The sequence below is a fragment of the Amycolatopsis sp. A133 genome, assembly GCF_031082405.1.
Lineage (GTDB): Bacteria > Actinomycetota > Actinomycetes > Mycobacteriales > Pseudonocardiaceae > Amycolatopsis.
On record NZ_JAVHJU010000009.1, the window covers coordinates 195,868 to 212,131 of the forward strand.

General features: G+C 71.6%; 12 protein-coding genes and 2 pseudogenes. 8 read left to right on the top strand and 6 right to left on the bottom strand.

All coding sequences use genetic code 11. The annotated features are described in order from the left end of the window. Positions 1–4 precede the first annotated feature (4 nt). The 4 genes from Q5425_RS12670 to Q5425_RS12685 all read left to right on the top strand — a co-directional run bounded on the left by Q5425_RS12670 (position 5) and on the right by Q5425_RS12685 (position 4,681). A complete protein-coding gene (locus tag Q5425_RS12670; RefSeq protein WP_308672375.1) occupies positions 5–382 on the top strand; it encodes a gamma-glutamylcyclotransferase in 378 nt (125 codons plus the stop codon). Beyond that, on the top strand, positions 379–1,473 hold the full coding sequence (locus Q5425_RS12675) for a glycerate kinase (RefSeq protein WP_308672376.1): 1,095 nt from the start codon (positions 379–381) through the stop codon (positions 1,471–1,473). The genes Q5425_RS12670 and Q5425_RS12675 overlap by 4 nt, the downstream gene beginning before the upstream one ends. Positions 1,474–1,543: 70 nt before the next feature. Then, a complete protein-coding gene (locus tag Q5425_RS12680) occupies positions 1,544–2,239 on the top strand; it encodes a TetR/AcrR family transcriptional regulator (RefSeq protein ID WP_308672377.1) in 696 nt (231 codons plus the stop codon). A 216-nt stretch (positions 2,240–2,455) separates the two neighbouring features. Further along, positions 2,456–4,681: a glycoside hydrolase family 15 protein gene (locus tag Q5425_RS12685; protein ID WP_308672378.1), complete on the top strand. Its 2,226-nt coding sequence runs from the start codon at positions 2,456–2,458 to the stop codon at positions 4,679–4,681. A gap of 88 nt (positions 4,682–4,769) precedes the next feature. Here the strand turns inward: Q5425_RS12685 and Q5425_RS12690 are convergent, their stop codons facing one another. Then, positions 4,770–5,639, bottom strand: coding sequence for a hypothetical protein (locus tag Q5425_RS12690; protein WP_308672379.1), 870 nt, complete (start codon positions 5,637–5,639; stop codon positions 4,770–4,772). After that, positions 5,636–6,637, bottom strand: a complete 1,002-nt coding sequence (locus Q5425_RS12695) for an SPFH domain-containing protein (RefSeq protein WP_308672380.1) — start codon at positions 6,635–6,637, stop codon at positions 5,636–5,638. Before Q5425_RS12695 ends, Q5425_RS12690 begins: the two co-directional genes overlap by 4 nt. Positions 6,638–6,713: 76 nt before the next feature. On the opposite strand from Q5425_RS12695, the gene Q5425_RS12700 reads away from it, so the two are divergent. Beyond that, the gene (locus tag Q5425_RS12700) at positions 6,714–7,391 is read left to right on the top strand and encodes an NUDIX domain-containing protein (RefSeq protein WP_308672381.1); all 678 of its coding nucleotides are present in this window, start codon (positions 6,714–6,716) and stop codon (positions 7,389–7,391) included. A 43-nt stretch (positions 7,392–7,434) separates the two neighbouring features. On the opposite strand, the gene Q5425_RS12705 is transcribed toward Q5425_RS12700, so the two are convergent. Next, the gene (locus Q5425_RS12705; RefSeq protein WP_308672382.1) at positions 7,435–10,272 is read right to left on the bottom strand and encodes a glycoside hydrolase family 2 TIM barrel-domain containing protein; all 2,838 of its coding nucleotides are present in this window, start codon (positions 10,270–10,272) and stop codon (positions 7,435–7,437) included. A 100-nt stretch (positions 10,273–10,372) separates the two neighbouring features. After that, positions 10,373–11,371 carry a LacI family DNA-binding transcriptional regulator gene (locus tag Q5425_RS12710; protein WP_308672383.1) on the bottom strand — a complete coding sequence of 333 codons (999 nt, stop codon included), beginning with the start codon at positions 11,369–11,371 and terminating at the stop codon, positions 10,373–10,375. 108 nt (positions 11,372–11,479) lie between these two features. Between Q5425_RS12710 and Q5425_RS12715 the strand changes: the two genes are divergently transcribed. The 3 genes and pseudogenes from Q5425_RS12715 to Q5425_RS12720 all read left to right on the top strand — a co-directional run. Continuing rightward, positions 11,480–13,612: a restriction endonuclease gene (locus Q5425_RS12715; protein WP_308672384.1), complete on the top strand. Its 2,133-nt coding sequence runs from the start codon at positions 11,480–11,482 to the stop codon at positions 13,610–13,612. Between the two features lie 156 nt (positions 13,613–13,768). After that, a pseudogene (locus Q5425_RS45725) lies at positions 13,769–13,885 on the top strand (transposase); the annotation flags it as partial. Positions 13,886–13,908: 23 nt separating this feature from the next. After that, positions 13,909–14,028 (top strand): annotated as a pseudogene (locus Q5425_RS12720) (glutaminase); the annotation flags it as partial. A 2-nt stretch (positions 14,029–14,030) separates the two neighbouring features. Here Q5425_RS12720 and Q5425_RS12725 read toward each other — a convergent pair. After that, positions 14,031–14,648 (bottom strand): PAS domain-containing protein, encoded by a 618-nt coding sequence (locus Q5425_RS12725; protein ID WP_308672385.1) that lies wholly within the window; start codon positions 14,646–14,648, stop codon positions 14,031–14,033. Further along, complete coding sequence (locus Q5425_RS12730; RefSeq protein ID WP_308672386.1) at positions 14,645–15,751, bottom strand: pyridoxal-phosphate dependent enzyme; 1,107 nt, start codon at positions 15,749–15,751, stop codon at positions 14,645–14,647. Before Q5425_RS12730 ends, Q5425_RS12725 begins: the two co-directional genes overlap by 4 nt. Positions 15,752–16,264 lie beyond the last annotated feature (513 nt).

A 16,264-nucleotide genomic window follows, 5' to 3' on the forward strand; every position in this document is an offset into this window, starting at 1 on the left:
TCCCGTGCCCCTGATGTTCTTCAACGGCGGCGCCATGCGCGGCGAGCCACTGCACCACCTCCTCGACGGATCGCCGTTCGTGGCGGTCGCGGACACCGCGCCGAAGTACCGGTTCTACGCCGTCGGCGACCAGTGCCCGGCGCTGTACCCGGTGTCGCACGGCGGCGCGGCGGTCGCCGGCGAGGTCTACGACGTCTCCCTGGACGCCCTGCGGGACCGGGTGCTGCCGGCCGAGCCCCACGAGCTGGAACTCGGTGTCGTGGAGCTGAGCGACGGCAGCTCGGCGTTCGCGATGCTGCTGCGGCGGCCGTACACCTCGCACGTCGCCCTGCGCGACATCACCGAGATCGGCGACTGGCGGGCCTTCAAGGCGAGCGCGTGAAGGTCCTGGTCGCGCCGGACAAGTTCAAGGGGTCGCTGACCGCGGGGGAGGTGGCGTCGGCGGTGGCTTCGGGCTTCGCCGACGTCCACCCCGCGGCCGTGGTGCGGACCCTCCCGGTGGCCGACGGCGGCGAGGGCACGGTCGACGCCGCCGTCGCCGCCGGGTACCGGCGCGTGCGGGTCCCGGCCCGCGGCCCGACCGGGGCACGGGTGACGGCGTCCTACGCGGTGCGCGGGGACACGGCGGTCGTCGAGCTGGCGGAGGCGTCCGGGCTGCACCGGCTGCCCGGCGGGCCGGAACCGCTCGCCGCGAGCAGCGCCGGGGCCGGCGACGTCGTCGCCGCCGCGGTGCGGGCGGGGTGCCGCCGGATCGTCCTCGGCGTCGGCGGCAGCGCCTGCACGGACGGCGGCACCGGACTGCTGACGGCACTGGGGGCCCGCATCCTGGACGACGCCGGGCGCGAAGTCCCCCTCGGCGGTGCGGTCCTGACCCGGGTCGCCGCGCTGGACCTGTCCGGAATGGACTTGTCCGAAGTGGACTTCGAGGTGGCGAGCGACGTCGACAACCCGTTGTACGGCCCGGACGGCGCCGCCTTCGTCTACGGCCCGCAGAAGGGCGCGTCACCGGACGACGTCGAGGTGCTCGACGCCGGGTTGCGGAACTGGGCCTCGGTCGCCGGGCCGGAGTTCGCCGGGCGGCCGGGCGCCGGGGCGGCCGGGGGAGTGGGCTTCGCGGCGATGGCGGTGCTGGGCGCCCGGATGCGCCCGGGCATCGAGCTGCTGCTCGACCTGCTGGGGTTCGACGACGCTCTGGCCGGAGCCGAGCTGGTCGTCACCGGCGAGGGCTCCCTCGACCGGCAGACGCTGTCCGGCAAGGCCCCGGCCGGGGTGGCGCGCGCCGCGGCCGCCAAGGGCGTCCGGTGCGTGGCCGTCTCGGGCCGCTGCCTGTTGTCCGCGGAGGAGCTGGCCGCGGCGGGTATCGCGGCCGCGTACGCCCTGACCGACCTGGAGCCGGACCCGGCCCGCTGCATGGGGGAAGCGGCGCCCCTGCTTCGCCGCCTCGCCCACCGCGTGGCCGTGGACCACCTTTGACCTGCTTTTTGCTGTCCAGGTATCACTGATCCCGAACGGGTGCTACCGAAGTGTTGTTATCATCGGAACCATGGCAACGAAGACGGCAACGGACACCCGGGAGCGAATCCTCGAGGCGGCGGCCGCGCTGCTCGCAGCGGAGGGCCGCGACGGCCTCTCGACGCGCGCGGTCAGCGCGGCGGCGGGCGTCCAGCCACCGGCGTTGTACCGGCTCTTCGGCGACAAGGACGGCCTGCTCGACGCGGTGGCGGCGTACGGCTTCGACGAGTACCTGTCGAGCAAGCGCGCAATGGGCTCGACCGCCGACCCGGTCGAAGACCTCCGACGCGGCTGGGACCTCCACGTCGAGTTCGGGCTGTCCCGCCCGGAGTTCTACGTGCTCATGTACGGCGACGCGCGCCCCGGCCGCACTTCGCCGGCCGCCCGCGAAGCCGAGGCGATGCTGCGAAGCATCGTCGAGCGCGTCGCAGCGGCAGGCCGGCTCCGGGTGAGCGTGGAGCGCGCGGCCCGCCTGACCCACGCGGCCGGAATGGGCGTCGTGCTGACCCAGATCGCCACACCGGAGGAGCAGCGCGACCCGGAGCTGTCGGCAACGGCCCGCGAGACGGTGCTGGCCCGCATCCTCACCGGAGCCACCGAGCCGCCGGGATCGGACCTGCCCGAGCGAGCAATCGCCCTGCGAGCCGGACTCGACGGCGCAACGGTCCTGACCGAAGCCGAGCGCATCCTTTTGGCGGAGTGGCTGGACCGCATCGCGGACGCGTAAGCGACCGCCCCAAGCCGCGACCCGCAGCGGAAAGCCCGGCACCCAGACCCCTCCCCGCAACCCCGATCCGAAGCCGTAGTCACAATCGGGCTTCGGGGTGGCGGAGCAACAGCGAACTAAACCGGTAAAGACCGATCGGACATTGCTTGTCACCGTCCAACGGCCCAATATGTTGCGGCCCACAACATATCCGCGACAACGCCGTCGGAGGGTCCCATGATCAGGTGGAAAGCCGTCCTGACCTGCACCGCAGCGGGAGTCCTGCTCGCCGGAGCCCTGCCCGGCACGGCACGGGCCAGCGGGACCGCGACCGACTGCTGCGGCAGCGGCGCCTCATGGACAACCGGCAACAAGTCCGCGCTCGGCACTTCGACCACCCCCGGCAGCCCCCTCTGGTTCACCGTCGCCGACGGCATCACCACCGAGGTGTTCTACCCGCGGGCCGACGTACCGAACATGCAGGACATGCAGTTCCTCGTCACCGACGGCTCGAGCTTCGTGGACCTGGAACGCGACGCCACGAACCACGTCGTGTCGATGCCCGACGAGAAGGCCCTGCAGTACACCGTCACCAACACGGCCAAGAGCGGAAAGTACCGGATCACCACGAGCTACGTCACCGACCCGGCCCGCGCGACGCTCGTCACGAACACCCGGTTCCAGTCGCTCGACGGCGGCAGCTACCGGCTCTACCTCCTGGCCAACCCCTCGATGGCCGGCGGCGGGGCGAACGACAACGCCTGGTGGGACTCCACCGGCGCCCTCCTGGCGAGCGGGACCGAGACGCTGTTCGGCGCGACGGCCACCACGGTCGTCTCCGCACTGCGCGTCTCGACCGGCTTCACCGCCCACGACAACGGCTACAGCGGCGCGGCCAGCGACTGCCTGGTCGACCTGCGCGCCGACAAGACGCTGAACAACCAGTTCGACAACGTCTCGGGCAACGGCAACGTCGTCCAATGTGGACAGATTCCGGTCGGCCCGGACACGACGTTCACCGTCGCGCTCGGTTACGGCGGCACCGCGGCCGCGGCGTCCTCGGCGGCGAGTGCGTCGCTGAGCAGCGGGTTCACGGCCGTGTCGGCGTCCTACCGCAGCGGGTGGAACTCCGCTGTGAACGGCCTCAAGCCCGCGCCGGCCAGCGTTTCCGGGGATACGCAACGGCGGCGCGCCTACTACGTGGCGGCGATGGCGCTGAAGGCCGCCGAGGACAAGCAGCACCCGGGCGCGAGCGTCGCGGGCCTGGCCACACCGTGGGGCAACTTCGCAGGCGGCGACCACCTCAACGACGGCTACCACCGCGTCTGGGGCCGCGACCTCTACCAGCAGGCGACCGGCCTCCTGGCCGCCGGCGACACCGCGCAGGCCAAGCGGATGGCCCAGTTCCTCTGGAACTCGCAGTGGATCGGCAGCCCCACCGCCGGCGACGGCACGACGTACCCGGCCGGGTCGTTCCCGCGCTACAGCCCGGTGTCCGGTGTCGCGGGCGCGAGCGCCCAGCAGCTCGGCTGCTGCGAACAGCTCGACCAGGACGCCGACGCGATCCTGCTGGCCTGGCAGACCGGCCTCACCGACGCTTCGACGTACGCCAAGGTCAAGACGACGGCGAACCACATCGTCTCGACCGGCCCGGACACCACCGAGCGGTGGGAGGAGCAGTACGGCAAGTCGCCGTCCTCGGTCGCCGCGGAGATCGCCGGGCTGATCGCGGCGGGCGCCCTCGCGCGGGCCAACGGCGACACGGCGAGCGCGTCGGCGTGGGAGTCCACCGCGGACTCGTGGCGCAACTCCCTGGCCGGCTGGACCGTGACGACCTCCGGCTACTGGGGCGGCCACACCTACTACGAGCGCCTCGACCGGGCCGGCAACCCGAACGACGGCGCGACGATCTGCTTCGACGAAGGCTGCTTCTACGAACACGACGTCACCGACTTCGGGTTCCTCGACCTGGTGCGGCTCGGCATCCGCCCGGCCGGGGACGCGACGATCGCGAACTCGGTGGCGCCGACGGCCGCGGCGTCGGACGGCAACTCGGCGATGCAGGTGACGCTGCCGAACGGCGACGTCTACTTCCACCGCTACCCGCACGACAACTACGGCGAGAGCACCGCGAACTGCAGCGGCTGGCCGGCCGGAAGCAGCCAGCGGTTCGGGCGGCTGTGGCCGGTGCTGTCGGGGGAGCGCGGCCAGTACGAGCTCGCCAACGGCCGCTCGGCGGCGGTGTACCTGAAGTCCATGGCGGACTCGGCCAACGACGGCTACTTCGTGCCCGAGCAGGTCTGGGATCGCGCGGACGTCGGCTGCTTCGGGCTGGGCCGCCCGACCGGCAGCGCGGGCCCGCTGATGTGGGCCGAAGGCCAGTACCTGCGGCTGGCGCAGAGCATGGACGCCGGCCACAACCTCGACACCCCGTCGATCGTCAAGGCGCGGTACGGCACCTGACCCACAGGCATACCCACCCCTCGGGGGACGGATCCGGAGCTTTCACGTGAAAGCTCGGGCCCGGCTCGAGGGGTGGCGGGCGGGTGCGTCACCGCACCAGCCGGACGGTCTTCGCCGCGGGGGCGAAGGTTGCCGTCTGGCCGCGGGTGAGGGCGACCGTGTCGGCTTCAAGGCCGTCGCCGAACGCGACCAGGCGGTCGGATTCGACCTCGACGGTCAGGGGTGCCCTGGTCAGTTCCCCTTCGGTGCACGTGGTCCCGGTCGTCGGCGACGGCCACGCCTCCCGCACGAACCAGACCAGCCGGGCCTCGCCCGGCGCCGGCAGGGGCAGGCCGCTGTGGCGTTCCCGCCACACCGAGCCGCACCAGCCGGTGGCCCCGGTGCCCGTCCCGACCAGGATTCCCGACGACGCCTGGCGTTCCGCCCGCCCGCCACCGACCCCCAGCCGGTAGCGGGCGGTCTGGTGCCCGGCGTGCCCGAGGTAGATCTCGTTGAGCGCGAGCAGCCGCTGGCCGTCGTCCGCGACGAGCTCGGCCATCGTCCGGTGCTCGACGTCGCCGGTGGACCGGATGAGGTCCGCGACGGCTTCGACCGGGTGCTTGACCAGGACGCCGGGCTCGCCGGGCGCGATCCCGATGACGGGCTGGCCGTCGAGGTACTTGGCCACGTTGGCGATCAGGCCGTCCTGCCCGACCACGACGACGACGTCCTCCGGGGTGAAGAGGAACCGGTCGAGGTCCGCGCGTTCGACCTCGCCGCGGCGCCAGTCGAGCGGGATGGCGGCACTGGCCGCGGCGAGCGCGGCGCGCACGGCCGCGTCCGCCGCGGTCACCTCGGCGAGGTCGCGGCCGCGGGTGCGCAGGAAGAACTCCGCCTGGCCGCGGGTGCCGTGGCGGGCGAGGAGTTCGGCCAGCTCGGTGCGGCGGTGCACGAGCACGACCCGCGGGGCGAGGCTCACGACCGCACGCCGAGCTTCGTCAGCAGCGGCGTCAGCAGGTCCGGCGTGAGCACCAGGCTGTCGATCCGCGGCAGGTTCCCCGCCAGTTCCTTCAGCGCCAGCCCGGCGAGCACGCCCTCGGGCAGGTCGCGGTACGCCGCCAGCCGGGCCGCCTCGCCCGCGGCTTCCGCTTCGCCGAGCGCCCGCTTCCCGTCGGCCTTCACCTGCGTCAGCCGTTCCTCGCGCGAGGCCTGCGCCTCCGTCTCGATCCGGTTCGCCGCCGCGGCTTCCTCGGCCTGCCGCCGGGCGTTCGCGCCGCGCTGGGCCAGCAGCTGCTCCTCGCGGCGGGCCAGCTCGATCTGGTTCTGCAGCTCGTTTTCGCCGATCGCGCGTTCGCGTTCGACCGCCAGCGCGCGCCGCTCGAAGGTCGCACGATCGGCCTCCTGCTGCACCTTTTCCCGCGCGGTCGTCTGGAGCGCCTTCTCGACCTCCGGCTGGGCCCGGATCGCGACGACGCGGACGTCGATCACCGCCGACCCGGTCTGCGCGAGCCGCGTGTCCTGTTCGGCCAGTCCCGCCCGGATGCGGTCGCGGACCGCGCGGACGCCGTCGACGAGCGCGGTGGCGAGGGGAGTGCGGGTCAGCACCTCGACCGCGTACTGCTGGACGTTTTCGGTGAGCAGCCCGCTGATCTGGGCCAGGGGGTCGCTTCTCCAGCGGCCGGTGTCCGGGTCGATGGAGAAGTCGATGCGCTGCGCGGCCAGTGCCGGATCTTCGATCCGGAAGGTCAGCGCGAGCTGCACGGTGACGTCCTGGAAGTCGGCCGTGCGGGCGTGGAACAGCAGCGGCAGCTCGCGGTCGTCGACCGGGACCTCCGAGACCACCGCCGTCAGCGGCCGGTACCAGAACGACAGCCCGACGCCGTCGTGCGCGAGCTTGCCGCGGCGGTAGTGGCGGATGTGCACGGTCGGGGCGCCGCGCAGGTGCCGGAACCCGAACCGGCGGTTGATGTCGGCCATGGAGCCTCCCTTAATCGTCGTGATGACGATATGGGTCGGACTGGCTAATCGTCAAGCTGACGATTAAGGTGGTGGCATGGATCACCCGCCGTTCGCCGTCACCGTCGACCTCGTCGTGCTCACCCTGACCGGGGACGAGCTGTGCGCACTGGTGGTGCGCCGCGGCGTGGCGCCGTACCTGGGGGAGTGGGCGTTGCCCGGCGGGTTCGTCCGCGAGGACGAGGACCTGGCGGACGCGGCGCGCCGGGAACTGGCCGAGGAGACCGGGCTGGCGGCGGGCACCGTCCACATCGAACAGCTCGCCGGCTACGGCGCCCCGGACCGGGACCCGCGGATGCGGGTGGTCACGGTGGCGTACCTGGCGCTGGCCCCGGACCTCCCGGTGCCGCGCGCGGGCACGGACGCGGCGGAGGCCCGCTGGGCACCGGTGCGCGCGCTGCGGGCCGAACGCCTGGCGTTCGACCACGACCGCATCCTCGCCGACGGCGTCGAACGCGCCCGCGCCAAACTGGAGTACTCCCCGCTGGCCACGGCGTTCTGCGCGCCGGAGTTCACGGTCGCCGAGCTGCGCAGGGTGTACGAACTGGTGTGGGACACCCGCCTCGACCCGCGCAACTTCCACCGCAAGGTGACCGGAGCCGAGGGGCTCCTGGAGCCGACGGACCGCACGACCACCCGCGACGGCGGCCGCCCGGCCCGGCTCTACCGGCGGGGTGCGGCGAAAGTGCTGTACCCGCCCATGCTGCGCAGCTGATCACCCGGCGCCTTGGGGGGAACCTCGAGGCGCCGAGCCCGGATCACCGCCCCGGCACTGACCGGAACCACAGCGTGAACTCGGTCTTCTGCGGCACCAGCCGGTACCGCGGCAGCACGCCCGGCCCGCACGACGCCGTGCCGAGGCCGTGCTGGGCCACGTCCAGCGTCAGGTGCACCAGCTCGCCCGGCAAGAGATCGGCCGTGTGCCGCGCCTCCTCCAACGCGGCCGCGGTCCAGCGGCGGGCCGTGAAGTCGAAGACCGGTTCGCCGTCGACGCGGATGCCCGCGCCGTCCGGGGCCGTCAGGCGCGCCCAGCGGACCGCCGTCCGGTTGCCGTTTTCCTGCGGGAACACGTACGGCGTCTGCAGACCGTCGACGCTGCTGGAGAACCGGCCGATCCGCGCCGCCTGGCAGCTGTCCGGATACGCCTCGCCGGGACCGCCGCCGAACCACTCGGCGGAACCGAGCGTGGCCGGGACCGCCATCGCCAGCCCGAGCCGGGGGAGCGTGCCGGGGAACTCGCCGTCCGGGGTCACCTCCACCCGCAGCCGCAGGCGGTCGTCGAACGCCGTCCACGTGTAGTCGGCGAACAAGCCGAACGGCTGCGCCGGCGGCGCGACGCGCGTCCGCACCACCAGTTCCTCGCCGTCGGCGTCGACCGTGATCACGCGGTGCTGCACGCGGTGCAGCCCGGCCTCGCGCCACTGGTCGGCGTCGGGCCGTCCCGCGAAGCCGCCGCGGTCGTTGTCGGTCGTCGCGCGCCAGACGTCGAGCCGCGGTCCGTGCACCGGGTGCCCGCCGAGGGTGGTCAGCGTGCCCGTCGCCGGGTCGAATTCGCCGGTTCCCAGCACCAGCCTGCCGCCGGTGCGGAACACCGGTCCGCGCGGCGGGAGCGGCGCCGCGGCGGGTGCCGCCGCTACCGCGAGCTGTCCCCACCCGACGACGTGCCCGGCCGGCGCCCACGCGGTCGCCGAGGCGAGCGACGCCGAGACGGTCAGCCACGACTCGCCTGCCGTCGCGGGCAGCGAAGGCAGCGGTACCACGGCACTCTGTCCGGAAAGGACGGGCGGAACGTCGAGCACGCCTTCGGCGACAGCGATTCCCTCTTCTTCGAGGACCCAGCCGAAGGCGAGGTGCCCGGTGCTCACGAAGTCGTGGTGGTTGCTCACCCGGAGCCCGGACGCGTCCGCGTCGATCCGGACCGGCTCGATGACCTTCGCGTACTCGACCAGCCCCGGCGACGGCGTCCGGTCGGGGAAGACCAGGCCGTCGATGACGAAGTTGCCGTCGTGGATCGGCTCCCCGAAGTCCCCGCCGTAGGCGAAGTGCCCGCCGGCGGCCAGGCCGTGGTCGATCCACTCCCAGATGAACCCGCCCTGGCAGTTCGGGTACCGCTCGAACAGCTCGCGGTACTCCAGCAGCCCGCCCGGGCCGTTGCCCATCGCGTGCCCGTACTCGCACTGCAGGAACGGCAGGTCCCGGCGGCGCGCGTTGGTGTCCTCCCGGCGGCCGATCCGCTCGACGTCCTCGTGGGTGGCGTACATCCGGCTGTGCACGTCCACGTAGGCGCACTCGGCGTCGCCCTCGTAGTGCACCGGCCGGGTCGGGTCGCGGTGGCGCACCCATTCGGCCATCCGCGCCAGGTTCTCCCCGGTGTGGCTCTCGTTGCCCAGCGACCAGAGGATCACGCTGGGCCGGTTCTTGTCCCGCTCCACCGTGCGCCGCATCCGGTCGAGGTACGCCTCGGCCCACATCGGCTCGCCGCTGGGGTTGCCGGCCCAGCCCAGCGGCTCGAAGCCGTGGGTCTCCAGGTCGCACTCGTCGATCACCCACAGCCCGTAGGTGTCGCAGAGCTCGAGGAACGCCGGGTCCGGCGGGTAGTGGCTGGTCCGGACCGCGTTGATGTTGTGCCGTTTCATCAACAGGACGTCGGCCAGCGCGGTCTCCGGCGACACGACGCGCCCGGTGCGCGGGTCGTGCTCGTGGCGGTTCACCCCGCGCAGCATCAGCGGCCGGCCGTTGACCTCGAGCCGGCCGCCGGAGATCGTGACGGTCCGGAACCCGATCCGGACCGCCACCCGCTCGGCCGCGGTGGCCAGCGTGCCCTCGTACAGCCGCGGGGTCTCGGCGCTCCACGGCTCGACCGGCAGCTCCAGCGGTTCCCCGGCCGGGTGCCCGGAGACGCCCAGTTCGGGGATGTCCAGCACGACGTCCGGTCCGGTTTCGACGCGGACCGTGCCCAGGCCGGTGGTGTGGTCGTAGTCCGCGCGGACCCAGTGGTCGGCGATGCCGCCGTCCGGGCGGGCGAGCAGGGTGACCGCGCGGAAGATGCCGGACAACCACCACATGTCCTGGTCTTCGAGGTAACTGCCGGCCGACCACTGGTGCACGCGCACCACGAGGACGTTGCCGTCCGGCCGCAGCAGCGGCCCGACCTCGAACTCCGACGGCAGCCTGCTGCCCTGCGTGACTCCGAGTTCGGTGCCGTTGAGCCAGATCCGGCCGCACGAGTCGATGCCGTCGAAGCGCAGCACCGCGGGCCCGGCGGGCCAGCCCGCGGGCAGGTCGAACCGCAGCCGGTGGTCGCCGGTCGGGTTGTCCGACGGCACGTGCGGCGGGTCGACGGGGAACGGGTAGTGCACGTTCGTGTAGGCGGGGCGGCCGTGGCCGTGCAGCTGCCACAGCGACGGCACCGGCAGCTCGTCCCACGCCGAGTCGTCGAACCCGTCGGCTTCGATCCCCGCCGGAGCGGCCGCGAGGCTCGGCGAGAGCCGGAACCGCCACGTGCCGTTCAACGACAGTGCCGGCGCGTCGGAGGTGAAGGCCGCGCGCGGCGGGAGCGATCCGCGGCCGGGGCCGGGGTCTTCGAGGTACGACATGGGGTCCCTTCCGCACTCGGCACGCCGCCCGTGAACGTTCCCGTGAACGTTCACGGGCCGCTCGGAAGTGTGCGTGGCGGCGGGACCGGGTGTCAAGGGATCAGGCGGATTCGCGCAGGTGGAGGCGGGCGCGGACGATCAGCGCACCGGGTTCGAGCGGCTCGGCCCCGGTCACGAGCCGGGCCGCCTGCTCGACGGCCAGCGCGCCGAGCGCACGGGTGTCGATGGCGACGCTCGACAGCTCCGGTTCGACCAGGGTGCCGAGCGCCAGCCCGTCGAACCCGATCACGGCGAGATCGGCGGGCACGCGCAACCCGAACCGGCGGGCCTCGCGCAGGGCGCCGATGGCCATCACGTCGTTGAAGGCGAAGAGGGCCGTGACGTCGGGGTGGGCGGCGAGCAGGTCGGCCAGCGCCCCGCCGCCGCCGTCGACGGTCTGGGCGCCGGCGGTGATCCAGCCGGGGTGCACCGGGACCCCGCACTCCGCGGCGGCCCGCAGGAACCACCGGCGGCGGACGCTCGGGGCGGGGCGGCCGTCGAGCATGCCGATCCGCCGGTGCCCGCGCGAGACCAGGTGGGCGACGGCCTCGCGGACGCCGTCCTCGCCGTCGATCCCGATGCCGCTGAAGCGGGGGGTGCGCGGTTCCCGGCCGATCAGGACCACCGGGATGCCGGCCGTGAGGTGGTCGAGGTCCTCGTCGGACCGGCCGAAGTACCCGGCGACGGCGTCGACCTGGGCGCCGATCACCCGCAGCGTGGCGAGTTCCTGGTCGGGGTCGTCGGCGGTGTCGTGGACGACGACGTGCCAGCCGCGGGCCCGGGCCGCCTCCAGCGCGCCGGAGGCGACCTCGGTGAAGAACGGGTTGAGCAGGTCCGGCACGACGAGGCCGATGGTGGTGGTGTCCGGCCGGACCAGGCCGCGGGCGAAGCGGCTGGGCCGGTAGCCGAGCGCACGGGCGGCGTCGAGCACGCGCTGCTTGGTCGAGCCGTCGATCTCGCCCTTGTCGTTCAGCGCCCGCGACACCGTCTGCCGGGAGACCCCGGCCGAGCGGGCGACGTCGTGGATCGTCACCCGCCGGGGTTCCGTAGTTCCGGGCACCGCCCACCTCCTCTTCCGGAGGACGAGTATGCCCGCTCCCGCCCGGCCGTGAAGGAGGGCGACACGCGTGTCCAGGAGGTCGACACGCGTGGTCAATATAGTACTTCCATGACGTCCGTCGATTCGCACACCGCGGTTCCGCAACTTGCGGCGCAGAGAGCCCTCTATCGTGGTCAGGCCAGCTCGATACCCGCCCTTCCCGGTGGCAAGGCAGTTTGGCTCCCGCTTGCACTCGAACTCGTCAAACAAGTGGGCGACGGGCGCGTGGTGGACCTCGACACGAACGCGGAGTTGTCGTTCGACATCGGTCGGATCGAGCCCCGTCAAGGTGGCGCCGCACCGAAACTGACGCCGGCGACCTGGCGCGAGTACTACTCCTTTTTGCGAGGCCTTCGGCTGGTGGAGAGCACAGCAGGAAAAGTTCATCTCACCGCCGCCGGACTGGAACTGCAGTCGAATCCGACGCCGGAACGTCTCTCGGTGATCCTGGCCGACCGCACCAGGTTTTTCGCGGAGGTGCTGGCCATCATCGCGGAGGAGGCACTGACCGTAGACGAGGTCGATGACCTGCTTCAAGCGCGTTACGGACAGTCCTGGCGCAGCAAGGGAAACACGCGCAGCCGGATGGACTGGCAAGAGGTTCTCGGCTTGATCGAAGCTAAAGGCAACCGTCGCTGGCAGATAACTCCAGCCGGGCGCACTCTGCTCGATGGACGGACGATAGTTACGCCAGAAGCCTTCGGAGACGAACCCGAACGCGTTGTGGAGATTCCGGAGCCTCCCGCGGAGGTCGCTGCGCTGCTCGCGGACCTCGACGCATTGAACCGCGCGCACGAGTCCCGGAGTACCTACAACATCTGGGTGCCGAGTCCGCCGTCGAAACCCAACAAGGTCGAGAACCTCAGGATCATCATCAACGCCGTGTTCGAGAAGATCGAGCGCGATGAACTTTTCACCTTCATTTGCCAGACGTTCGAGCTCAAGCGCAGTAGCGTGGCATCGATGTTGCCGTTCATGCGCGCGTCGGGGATTCTCGTCGAGGTCGGTCGTGGAGTTTTCGAGGCCACGCCTGCGGCGAGAGCTTGGGTCGAGTCCGGCGACGACCTGAACTTCATCCGGATCCTCCATGCGAACATGCGGTTCGTCGGCGAGATGATCCGCGCTGTCGAAAACGACGCCACACGCAATGCGGTGTATGCAGAAGCCGCACTGTTCGGCTTGAACATCGACAAGAGCCGGTGGATTGCCGGCTTTCTACTCAATACCGGGCTCATCGAAGAATCACGGTACGGCAGTCTCAGGGCCACGCCGCGCGGGTCTGCGCTGGCTGCCGAGCTTCCTCTTGCGGACATGCCGACAACGCAGGGCGCACCCGGCAGCGAGGTTGTAGTCAGCCGGGTCGTCGAAGAGGGGCAGTCGCCGAATTTGCGGGAAACCTTGGTCAGGCTGTCCCGAGAACCGCATGCCGGGGGTGAGGGCTCGGGTCGGGCATTCGAAAAGGCGGTCCGGGACACCTTCCTCGCACTGGGATTCGAAGCCCGCGCAGTGGGCGGCGCCGGCGACACCGACGTGCTTGTCCGATGGCGCGACAAGGATGGCGTGCAGTCCACGGCAATCATCGAGGCGAAATCTCGGGCGAGCGGCAGTGTCACGCACACAGATGTCAGCGACGTGGCGATCGAGACGCACAAGAACCGGCATCGTGCAAGCCTTGTTGCGGTTGTCGGCCCAGGCTTCAACGGGGACACCATCAAGGACATGGCGGCACAGAAGAGCTGGGCCCTGCTGGATGCTGAGCGGCTGGGAACCCTTGCCGACGTATCCATCGAGTTCGGGCTCCGGCCTTGCGAGGTGGGCCGGATGTTCCAGGTTCCCAACGGGCTCTCGGACCTCGAGGACTTGATCGCGGATCGCCAGAGGGAGCTGGATGTCACTTCGTTCTTGCTTGCCAAACTGGCGGAAGAGGCGAGTGAATCCGGAGAAGCGATCTCGGCGCGCGATATCTCCCGGGACGGTCGTCGAACCGACCTGGCTCCCAGCGTCGACGAGGTGGTGGTTGCCATCGACGCACTGCTGCAAATGCAGATCGGAGCGCTGCGGCTGGTGGATGTGGCCGATGACCCGAAATTCGCAACCTATGTCCTCGGTGACGCATCGGCCGGAGCGGGGCAGCTTCGTGCTCTTGCGGGGGCAATCGAGCGCGGAGTTGCCTCGGTCGGCAGGTCGGGATCGGTAGGCTGACCGCCCAGCTGCGCCGACTCCGTCCGCGTTCGGAAGGGTCGACACGCGTGTTCGGGAGGTCGACACGCGCGATTGAAGGGTCGACACGGTGTTGGAGTTGCCCTGTGGGGCCGGACACCTTGATTCCAGACGGTGGTCTGGAGGGAGGATGTCCTGGTGTCTCGCAGGTCGAAGTATCCGGAGCAGTTCCGTCGCGATGCGATCGAGCTGGTCGACTCGAGTGACCGTCCGTTGCGGCAGATCGCCCGGGAGCTGGGGGTCAATCATGAGACCTTGCGCTCGTGGGTCAACCCTGCGTCCCGGGCCGGTGCGCGGTCTGCATCTGGAGCCCGGGGCTGGACGCGCGCGGCAACTCCGTCGCCGGGGTCGCCGCGCTCGACCGGTTCACCACGCTGACCGGCTGGTCGGTTTTCTGAGATCAGCGCAGGTAGTTGTAGACGCTGGCCCGGGAGATCCCGAGCAGGTCGGTCAGCGACGGCACCGCGTTCTTCAGCTCCAGGAACCCTCGCTCCTTCAGCGACCGCGCGAGGTCTTTCTTCGCGGCCGCCGGCAGGCTGCGCGGGGTGTGGCCGCGCTCGGTGGCGTAGTCCTCGACCAGGGCGCGCAGCTCGTCGCCCGTGCGGGCGCGCAGCGATTCGGTGAGCGGGGCCGGGTCGTCGGTACTGGCCAGGCGGGTCAGTGCGTGGGCCGCCGAGCCGAGCAGGGAGACGTCGAGGTTGAGGCAGAGCGCCGCGACGTACTCGCCCTCCGAGTTGCGGATGCCGATCGACGTGCTCTTCGCGGGCCGTCCGTCCGGGAGGCGGTTGGGGTAGTTCTGCAGCACGTCCGGGAACGCCGCGTCGGCGATCCGGGCCAGGCCCAGCTCGGTGGCGGGATCACCGACCGCGCGCCCGGACAGGCCGCCTTCGATCGCCCGGACGGCGTGGGCGGGGTCGCGCAGGTCGTGCAGCACCACCTCGCACAGCCCGGGGAACATCCGGCCGACGGCGTGGGCGATCTTCCCGGCCTCGCGCAGCAGCAGCTCGTCCTCGGTCATCCGATCAGCTCCCGCAGCTTGTCCGCCGCCTTCAGCCCGGAGCCGGTGAGCACGACGACGGTGGTTTCGCCGGGCCGGATCGCGCCGCGGCCGCGGAAGACGTCGATGGCCGCGGCGGCCGTCGCGCTGGTCGGCTCCGCGTAGAGGCCCAGCGACGCCAGGCGGCGGGCGGCCGCGGCGATGGCGTCCTCCTCGATCGCGGCGGTGTCGCCGCCCGAGCGCCGGATCGCCGCGACGACCTGCGGCAGCCGCACCGGCCGCCGGATCGCGGTCCCTTCGGCGATCGTCGGGGCGAACGCCGGTGGCTGCCGGTCGTGGAAGGCCGCGTCGAGGGGGGAGCAGTTGCGCGGCTGCGCGACGAGCAGGCGCGGGAGCCGCGTGATCGACCCGGCGGCCAGCAGTTCCCCGAACCCGAGGTCGCAGCCCAGCACGATGCTGCCCGCACCGGCGACGGTGACGACGGCGTCCGGCGCGCGGAACCCGAGGTCTTCCCACAGCTCGTAGGCGAGGGTCTTGGTGCCCTGCAGGAAGAACGGGTGCCAGTTGTGGCTGGCGTAGGTCGTGCGGCCCGACCGGCGGACGGCTTCGGCGGCGGTGTCGTCACGGGTGCCCGGGACCAGTTCGACGGCCGCGCCGTACGCGCGGGCCTGCAGGACCTTCGCCGGCGACGTGCCCTCGGGCGCCAGGACGGTCGCCGCGATGCCGGCCGCGGCGCTGTAGGCCGCCACCGACGAGCCGCCGTTGCCGGAACTGTCCTCCAGGAGCTCCTTCACCCCGGCGCCGGCCAGCGCGGAGACCATGACGCTGGAGCCGCGGTCCTTGAAACTGCCGGTCGGGCCGAACCATTCGAGCTTGAACCGGACCTCGGCGTCGCCCCAGACCTGCGGGACGAGCGGGGTGCAGCCTTCGCCGAGCGACACCGGGCGGAGGTCGCCGGGCAACGCGGCCCGGTAGCGCCAGAGCGAGCGGATCCCGGTCTCGACCTGGTCCGGGCGCAGGCCGGGCCTGGGCGCGACGGTCAGCGGGGCACCGTCATCGCCGCGCCAGCGCAGCGGATCGCCGGGGTACCGGGTGCCCCGCTCGTCGGTGTACCAGTACGGCACCGTCACCTCCGTGGGTTGGACGAACAGTCCAACCTTAGACCTACTGTCTAGTAGTACTCACTGGTACGCGAAATGTCTTCAGCTTCTTCTCAGGAAAAGCTTGTAACGCGGTGGGGGAAAATTTCGATCACCGGTGCCGGCCGTCGTACCCGCTGGTGGTCGCCCGAATACCGCCGGTCGTCGCCCGCGGGGTGGCGGGCGGGTGCCGATCTCCCCGTTCGTGGTCGTGTGAGCACCGGGAACCCCGGCACGCGACCAATCCACAGTGGACCTCCGCGGCCGGGCGGCGATGGCTCTTCTATTCTTCGGCGGATTCTTGCCGCGTCCCGTAAAAGGGTCTGAAAATTGTCGTGGCCAACCGGCGGAAGATGGCTCCGTATGGCCGGTGAAGCCGGGTATTCCGCACGCTCGCTTTACCGCGGGGAAAAGCGGAGGTGACCGCGCGGAAACGCCGGACCCGCCGGTAGGCGTAGGCCGGACCGGGCAACGGTCCCGCGTCCACCAGGCGGGATG